Annotated in this window: 10 protein-coding genes; 2 read left to right on the plus strand and 8 right to left on the minus strand. The window is 58.3% G+C overall.

All coding sequences use genetic code 11. From position 1 onward, the window contains the following. The 4 genes from AC1DUU_RS16225 to AC1DUU_RS16240 all read right to left on the minus strand — a co-directional run. On the minus strand, positions 1 to 393 hold a 393-nt coding region (locus AC1DUU_RS16225), incomplete at its 3' end, for an outer membrane protein (protein ID WP_476784437.1). 1,326 nt (positions 394 to 1,719) lie between these two features. After that, positions 1,720 to 2,922, minus strand: a complete 1,203-nt coding sequence (locus AC1DUU_RS16230) for a terminase large subunit domain-containing protein (protein WP_476784446.1) — start codon at positions 2,920 to 2,922, stop codon at positions 1,720 to 1,722. Between the two features lie 132 nt (positions 2,923 to 3,054). Continuing rightward, complete coding sequence (locus tag AC1DUU_RS16235) at positions 3,055 to 3,444, minus strand: hypothetical protein (protein WP_476784438.1); 390 nt, start codon at positions 3,442 to 3,444, stop codon at positions 3,055 to 3,057. Between the two features lie 330 nt (positions 3,445 to 3,774). After that, a complete protein-coding gene (locus tag AC1DUU_RS16240) occupies positions 3,775 to 4,146 on the minus strand; it encodes an HNH endonuclease (RefSeq protein ID WP_476784439.1) in 372 nt (123 codons plus the stop codon). 356 nt (positions 4,147 to 4,502) lie between these two features. Here AC1DUU_RS16240 and AC1DUU_RS16245 point away from each other — a divergent pair, with 356 nt between their 5' ends. After that, complete coding sequence (locus tag AC1DUU_RS16245; RefSeq protein ID WP_476784440.1) at positions 4,503 to 4,754, plus strand: GlsB/YeaQ/YmgE family stress response membrane protein; 252 nt, start codon at positions 4,503 to 4,505, stop codon at positions 4,752 to 4,754. A 204-nt stretch (positions 4,755 to 4,958) separates the two neighbouring features. Here AC1DUU_RS16245 and AC1DUU_RS16250 read toward each other — a convergent pair whose 3' ends face one another. Together AC1DUU_RS16250 and AC1DUU_RS16255 are read right to left on the minus strand one after the other, a co-directional pair. Next, complete coding sequence (locus AC1DUU_RS16250) at positions 4,959 to 6,170, minus strand: hypothetical protein (protein ID WP_476784441.1); 1,212 nt, start codon at positions 6,168 to 6,170, stop codon at positions 4,959 to 4,961. 87 nt (positions 6,171 to 6,257) lie between these two features. Next, entirely contained in the window at positions 6,258 to 6,770 is a 513-nt protein-coding gene (locus AC1DUU_RS16255; protein WP_476784442.1) for a VRR-NUC domain-containing protein, read from the minus strand. An 11-nt stretch (positions 6,771 to 6,781) separates the two neighbouring features. Between AC1DUU_RS16255 and AC1DUU_RS16260 the strand changes: the two genes are divergently transcribed. Further along, entirely contained in the window at positions 6,782 to 6,967 is a 186-nt protein-coding gene (locus AC1DUU_RS16260) for a hypothetical protein (protein WP_476784443.1), read from the plus strand. Between the two features lie 335 nt (positions 6,968 to 7,302). Here AC1DUU_RS16260 and AC1DUU_RS16265 read toward each other — a convergent pair whose 3' ends face one another. Together AC1DUU_RS16265 and AC1DUU_RS16270 are read right to left on the minus strand one after the other, a co-directional pair. Further along, a complete protein-coding gene (locus AC1DUU_RS16265; RefSeq protein WP_476784444.1) occupies positions 7,303 to 7,518 on the minus strand; it encodes a hypothetical protein in 216 nt (71 codons plus the stop codon). Positions 7,519 to 7,539: 21 nt separating this feature from the next. Beyond that, complete coding sequence (locus AC1DUU_RS16270) at positions 7,540 to 8,034, minus strand: ATPase (RefSeq protein ID WP_476784445.1); 495 nt, start codon at positions 8,032 to 8,034, stop codon at positions 7,540 to 7,542. Positions 8,035 to 8,082 lie beyond the last annotated feature (48 nt).

The following is an 8,082-nucleotide window of genomic DNA, read 5'->3' on the forward strand; positions in this document are numbered from 1 at the left end:
GACGTCGTTATCCCAGGCGCCCGCTTCGGCAGAAAACTGAGTAAAGGCTACGCCACCGGTGGCAAAAACAAGGGTACGGTCGAACGCATATCCGGCACGGGCCCGTATCGAGGCCAGGTAGCTGCTGCCGATATCAACATCCCGGTTACCGAACCGTGTGTTGATGGTGACGGTTTCGTCGTTCCAGACTCCGTTAATGTCGCCTTCGACACCGAGCACCCAAGCGCCGAACTGCCAGTTGTAGCCGGCATAGGCACCGAGAAGGCCACCGTTGAAGCTGTCATCGAATATACCGGTGTCAGGTCCATTGACGCTACTGTTGGACCACAGGCCGCCACCCTGAATACCGAGGTAGCCGCCAGTCCAGCTAAAAATTGGGGCTTCTTGAACCACAGGCACTGGTGCTGGCGGTTCTTCMATCACSGCATCGGCTGCGTAAGCGCTCGTGCTGGCCAATCCTGCCAGGAGTACAAAGGGGTAAACTCTCATCAGTTCATTCCATCCTGATTTCAGGCCCCCGCCTTACTGACCATAAATATCAGCACTTGCTAAWWAATACTGTCACATGGTTGCMACAGAGTGGAATGGAATGCCGCAATCGGGGCAACCRGRTGCTGGCGGCGAATAGACGTGTTTGGACATACATTCACGAAAGCCCGAGGCCAAAGGACATCGGACATACTTGTCGTTTTGCGTCGACTTTCCCCGCCGTAGTCGGCTAAGATACCCAAGTTCACGTAGGGTACGCCCTTGGACGAAATTGATCAGCTGCAGGACTTGTACGACACTGCGCAGCGCAGCGTAGAGCGCGCTAGGGCTACTAAGCTAACGCCATCCCAGATTGCCGAAGTGGAACATCGGGAGGGGCTGATGAGGATCATTGCCGCCGAAATCCTTCGTCTGAAAGACCATCGGCAAACAATGCACTGAGTGCCCCGGCAACGCGCCCGGCCTTGCCGAGCCGACAAGCAGGGATTGCCTGCCGACTATTGAACCGGGCGCGCGATCCGGGCCGTGGGGCTGTGGGGCGACGAAGACCCGGATGACACTAGCGTGCGCTCGCCTCGTTAATGATCCGTGGAGTGGCTATCTAAATATTATCGGGTTCTAATCTTATTCTGGTACGGGACCGCGCCCTTTTAGTGCGAGTCCTACGATGGCATGTTGTCGGCGCGCGGCGCTGTTGACTGGTGGAACGGCCCAGAGCTGTGGCGGGGGCGGCCTGTCGAAACCTGATCTCGGCAGGCCGTTCTAGCCGCCCCTGAAACCTGCCTGAGACATCAGTGGCGCGCGCCAACTATACTCCTCGGTTGCCTTAACCTGCCGGGAGGGATCGCGGCAGGCCCCATGCTAGATCGTGTGGTTGAGGGGACGAGTAGAGGCACACTCCACCAACATAACGGGGTATGAGGGTAGCTAGTTCCTGAGCGTTAGAACCTGGGTGGGCGCTCATCTATCCATTGATCTAATTGCAATCTAAGGCCCGGAAGCGCACGAATTGCGGTGGGGTGGGTGGAGTGGCCGACGCGGCGCCGCAAATATTATACCTGAGTGTAGCGTCGGCCATCCTCCCCAACACCTACAATCTGCAATTGGGCAAATGACTGAAGCCCCGCGACCTTTCGGAAGCGGGGCTGTTGCCTGAGGCGGGCTAAATCACACCCGCGGTCGCCCGATGATGGCGCATTGTGTTGAAAGTTGGATTTCGCGGGCAAAGGCTCAAACACTAGCCCCTCGCCCGTGCACCCAGACGTCATAGGGCTGCTTGTGGGCCGTAACGCGGGCTGCAAGCGTGTCGCCCGGCGTCCATGCTTCAATCCACGCGTCATATGTTGGCAGGTCCGCTGTTTCGCCATCCTCGCGCGTAACTGTCTTGAAGCCCGTCGCCTGGACGCAAGCAACGACGGTCATATCCTTTGTGCCGGAAAGATCGACGCCGAGATAAAGCGGCCCGTCCTCTGGCAAATCCCACTCGGACATCACCTTGTCGACGGTAGCGCGGGGCATCCAAGCCTTGTCGGCGTCCGTCCAAACACAGAAATGCAGGCGAAGAACGTTATTGAGCTTGCCGGGCACGTCGCGCGCCTCGGCAACCACACCGGCAAGGTAGTCGTGTGTCAGGATCGTGCCGAGAAGGGGGTTCGCCTTCGCCCAGCACGACGGATCCGTCATCGGATCGTCGCCCTTGTCCAGGGCGCAGACATAGGCAAAGACGCTGTCGCTGCCCTCCCAGGTCTCGCCAACGAAGGTGAATTCCTCGTCAGGCGTCTGAGTGCCGGCTAAAAGCTTTACCGCGCGCTCCCGCTCTTCCCAGCAGACGCTGTTTCGATCCGAACCGCTGTTCGTGATCATCAAAAGAAGCGGGTTCTGGCGGAATTTAAAGCCGCGTTGGAGCATTTCCATAATGCTGCGGTCGGGATGCTCATGCACCTCATCGCAAAGCGCGAAGTGCGGTCGCGGACCAGAACCTGTTTTGCCAGCTTCCTTGGAGATCGGCCGAAAGAACGAACCAGACTTGTGGTGGGCGATGTTGAACTCTTTGCCCAATCCGCCGCTGAACTTCACGCGAGACTCGATCGCCGGAGCCTGCCGGACCATCTTGCACGCGTCCTGAAACAGGATTTGCGCCTGGTCTTTCTTGGCAGCCGCCGCGTAAATCTGCGCGCCGGATTCCTTGTCAGCGGTTAGACCATAAAGGCCGACACCACCGGCAAACGGCGACTTGCCGTTACCCTTGCCCTCTTCAACGTAGGCGGTGCGAAAGCGGCGAGTGCCGTTCGCTTTCTTCCACCCGAAGATCGAACCGAGTTTGAACGCCTGCGACGTATGAAGTTTGAACGGCTTGCCATCAAACTGACCCTCACTGAGGCGAAGCCGCTCCTCAAAGAACCGAAAACCCGGTTCGCCGCCTCGTCGTCCCAGTACAGTCCGCGCTCGTGGCCGCGCTCCAAATCAGCAAAGTGCCGGCGGCAAGCATTCCGCACATGAGGCCCTGCAACCTCCACACCATCCAGCACCGCTTGCGCATACGCACTGACACGCCTAAGCGCGATCTCAGCCGTCGAGGAGGTCGTCTTTGTCGTCCTCATCATCTGGCACCGTAACTTTGCTGGCGTCGGACGGGGTCGCTCCCATCTGGCCAAGGCACTGACGGAGCAAGTTCATCGCCTGAACGCCGACGTCCTGATTGGCCATGATGCGCCCCTGAATGTTCGCGGCCATGCCAACCAACATTCGGTGCGATTCAGTCAGCCAGGGAATTTCCGTCTGGAACAGCAACCAAGCGGACTTGGCCTTGTTTGTGTCCGTGTCTGTCAGCCACTCCGGCGGAGAGCCCAACGGCCCGCTGCCCTTGGGCTCTTTCCTTGCCTTGAACCGCTGGGGGTCCTTCGTGTCTCGCCCCTCGGTCTTGGCCTTGCCTAGGGGATTTCTCGGCCTAGCCATGGGGGAAATCCTTAAATTAGTAATCTCTTATTTATATTTGCCGCCGGATAGTGGCTCGCTCACCCTGGAAGGGAGTCGAGCATGACCGACATCAGCAAAGCCGCGATCTACTGCTCATCGCTCATTGTGCTGCTGAACCTGGCTCTGGTTGCGGGCATCATGTGGCCCAGCGGAGCGCCTTGAGCCCCAACATTTGAATTGCGGATGCACGCACGTTGCTGCCCTCACGGTCCGGGCGTCGAGGCGGTCGAAAGGGTCTGACCCACCCCTCCGTGAAACATTGATGTTTCACGTAATATTCTTACGTCAAAGCGCAGTATTGTTGCGCGACTAGATGGGGTAGCCGTCGGCCCCGAAGCGGATCACGGTCTGACCGAGATCCTCTCGCTTGCCGTCGCTATCGTGATGGGGCTTGCATAGAGACTCGAAGGGGCCAGACCAAAACTTGTCTTCGTCACCTTTATGGCCGCCGTCGGCATGGTGAACCACCGTCGCAGGCTCGACTACTTCCATCGTCAAGCAGCGCTCGCACAGCGGCTGCGTGGCCAGCTGGTATTCGCGGGTGCGCTGCCAGCGGGCAGTTTTATATAATCTACGGTAGATGGCAGCTTCGGCTGAACGATGGTCAGGCTGACGTGCCATGGTCGTTGGAACCTTACGCTGCACCGCAGTGTTGTCTCCGTAACGGTAGGAGATCAACATGCAGAACGAAGATGGAATTAGCGAACGCAAGCCTGCGCGAAACTATCGCGACCCGAATGATAGAGCCAAACGTCGGAAGACAGCGCCTGTAGATGAGACTAACGAAAAGGTCCGCCACTCGGACGCTCAGAACCCTCCACGAGACAACCCGCTGAACGTTGAAAAGCCGGGAGGCAGCGAGCAGCCTGGCTACCGAATGAAGCGAGCTCGCTTCTGGCAGTCTTAGAACAGGCGGCCGGTGTACCGGCATAGTATCGCGGGCTTCCTCATTGGTGGCGCGCGAGGTCAGGGAACTAATGCCCTGCGCTTGCATTTCAACCGAGGCGAATTACCGCCAAGCTTGAGGGGAATAAATTATGGAAGACGCACAAGTCGGTTGGATCGCCGCTATCATTGTTGGCGGCATCGCGGGTTGGCTCGCAGAGATGTTCATGAAAAGCAACATGGGCGTGCTCATGAACATCGTACTAGGCATCGTCGGGGCGGTAGTGGCCAACTTTTTGCTGGGCCTTGTAGGCGTCGGCCTTGGTGGCTGGCTAGGCTACTTAATCGCCGGCTTCATCGGCGCCTGCATTCTTATAGCCATTGGGCGTGCCGTTAAGCGCTAGCTCCTAGAAGCGGCGACCTCAACCGGCCGAGGCTAGGAGGTCGCCGCTGATCACCCGTGCAGCGTGGAGGGACGCGCAGGGGCGATAGTTACCCAGCCATAGGCTGGGGGGCTTGTACACCCAAGAAAAAAGGGTCGCCGAAGCGACCCTTGAATTTAATTGTCCTTCCCCGTTCTAGGGGACTTGAGTGCGGATTAGTGGCGCTTAGGCAATTTTCTTGTATTCAATCAAATAGTTATCGTTTTCAGGTTGGAATTTTGCACCGCCAAGGAAGCTGTCGGCAACGCCAATTCCCCGCAATACAAGCGCCTTTCCGGCTGAAGTCGCATCCCTTCCATTGAATCCAGCATCGTTACCGATCTTTTGCAGTGTCCGTCCCCCAAGCACGGCATCGTCGAATGGCTCCAACAGGGGGCCAAGGGCCGAGCGAATGCGGGCGAGGATCGGTGCGCGGTCGATCCGTTCGAGAAGGATGTCTTCCGTAACCTTGATGTGCAGGCTTTCGGTGATGCCGACCTTTGATGTCCCATTGTCGCCCTCGAAGTAAGCGTCGACGTCGACTTTCTTTTTCCGCACTGCCGGGATGTTGTAAGCGCCCTTGGACTTTCGCAGCTTGGTTTCGTACACGATTTCTCCACCGGGCACGGACCTCCCTGGAAAGCCGACGGCGGCTGCTTCGTTGACTTCCTCAATTCCGGCCATACGACGCGACACATAAGCAACCGCCATCCCGGTGGCTTCACTGCCCCCATATGCCTGACCCTTAAGCGGCTCAGCCTCGCACAGGGCCACCAGTCGGCGATACTCCACCACTATCTTGATGTAGTGGTGCAGCTTGTCTCGGCGAAGGACAGCCAGAAGCGGGAAATCCTCATCGCGTGACCGCGGGCAATCCGGGTCACCAATAGACTGGCGCTTTTCGAACTTGTGCCTCATTCGGGTGACGGCTCGCCTTTCTAGGGTCCGTTTCTTGGCGGTGCGCTCGCGTCCTGCGGCCCTCTTTGCTGGGGTGGTGGACTTGTTGAACGGCTTGTCCAATTCGTGTGGGATTGGGATAAGGTAGCCACCGACCTCCCCATCCACAGCACACCTGACCGTACGCAGATCGCCGTTTCCACCCATGAAGCCGAGCGCTCGTGCACTCCTTTCATTCACGAAGCAGTTCGGCGCGACCTTGATCATTAAGTCGTCAACTGCCTGCAATCCCTCGGAGTCGCGCAGGAACCTACCGGCATCGTCTCTCTGGAAGCGGGTGCTCGTTTTGTATGGATGTCCGAGTTTGAGGCGCGGGTGATACTCGGAGGCGTCTGGGTCGTATGAAAGCGTTGGCGAAACTACTTCCAGGTGGACAACGCTATTGTCGCTGGCCACGGTACGGCCATCTGCCCCCGAAGGGGYGGCTTCTTTCGTTTGCATCGGGTGCTGTTTCCCAATTGTGATGGAAGGTCCGGCCAAAACCGGTGCTTGTGACCGCAGTGGGTCAGTACATAAAAGGCGGCAGATCTACTTCCGACAAGGAACGGCTGAAAATAATTCTTCGTTGCCATGGTTCGTGCTGTTGTCGTTACCGGCGAGCCACCCGCGAACCAGGGCGACGGCTTGGGCGGCCGCATCTTCGCAGGTGACTGCCCGCAAGACCGTCACCTCGTGGCCAAGCTTGGCTAGTGCTGGGTGTCGAACCTTCTGGCTTTCCGTCAGCGACGCGCCACCAACCTTGTTCTCCCACATGCGCAGCCGGCCGTTATCGAGGTAGATGCGCACATCAGCTTCGCCAGGCGTGAGGCCGGCCGCGATAGCCTGCACCTGAGCCTTGGGTCCGCGCTTGGCTGCGTTCTGGTCGCCAGCCAGCAGGAACCGCTTGCCGTACTCGGGCATCTTGCGCAGAGCGTCCTCGTGGTGGTGCTGCGTTCGTGAGACGGGAACGGGGTTGGTTGCCCCATGGGCATAAAAAGAACGAAGGTCGAAAACAGCAAGCAAAGCTGGAACGATATTTTTGCGATGGCGTTCGAAAGCCAAAGGAGAGCCCCATGTTACGCCTGCTCGCCGTGCTTTTGCTCGGGTATGGAACTTACCGGATCACCAAGGAATTCATCGACCGAGTGCCCGACGATTTCGAACCAGTGCCGTTGCTTCCCTCCCCGGAAAGACAGAAGCACGATGCGCACGTGGCTCGGGTCGACCGCTTGAGGTTGAAGAAGAGGGCAGCCCGCTAGGTTGCATTTTTCAGCTACCTTGAAAATGGTGCCCAGTCGCCCGGATAAGTTCTATCTATCTGGGCGGGCACTTCGCGCCTCGCACATGCCCCGCCCAGTTGCCCAGTAATAACCCCCCTAAAGGGGGGTATTATAACCGGGCACTTTTCTGGGCAGGCAATGCTAAGTGCCACCCGACGATTTTGCACAGTTCTGCACGGAAAATGCACGGTTCGATAAGCGCTATCCGGGCACTATCAGAAGTTGTGGAGCGGGCGGCGGAGGTTGTGCTCACGGGCTAACAAAATAGGGCGACAATTGCTCGTCGCCCCTTAAATGTACCACTGCTGGGTCGATCAATCCTGCGGCAGCGACCGCATGAACTGGTACTTGCCTTGCGCAGAACCCATGGTGGTTTTAGCGACTATTACGCCGCTATCCTTGGAGGGGTCGAGAGCCGCAGTGACGTCGATGTTCCAACCAAACGGCTGCGGCGGTCCAAGGACAGACTCGCTACCGGCAGGCATTTCCACGCGTAGCTGAACATCCGCCAGCTTAGTCATCGGGTTCATTTTGTATGTTCCGTCCTTGTGTCAAGCCGCCCGCACAAATACGGCGCTTTCCCGACGTATCGGATCCTTCTCCTCGCTCTTGACCAGGACTCCTTCTTTCAACAGCGCGCGCACGATCATGCCTGCGCGCTTGCGGTGGCCGTCTTCTTCAAGGTCGAGGCCCAGCGCATAGCCAACCGCCTGGCCAACCCAGTTCTTGGCTCGCGCCGACTCCTTGAAGTCTGCATTTGTCACAGCAACGCGAATGACCTCTTTCTGGTCCGAGGTGAGCGCGTCAGTCACCTCTTCCGCGCTTGGCCACCGCCACTCCGTCACGACGCCAGCATGGTCCTGCGGCTTGCTTAGCCCCTGCCCGTTGCCTAACGGCACGCTCTCCAGCTTCCGCCAGTCTTGAGCGGACGACATCTTGGTCAGGTTGGATTTGCCTTGGTGCACGTTGAAATATGAAAAGCGCTCTGTCGGACTAATGCCCGCCTGGCCCGCCTGTTCTTCCGACATGCGGTTGAGCACGCGCACCGATCTGACCGCGCCAATGAGTGAGACGGCGCCTCGAGCATCCTCGAC

It is taken from the genome of Aminobacter sp. P4_H6_2 (assembly GCF_056400805.1).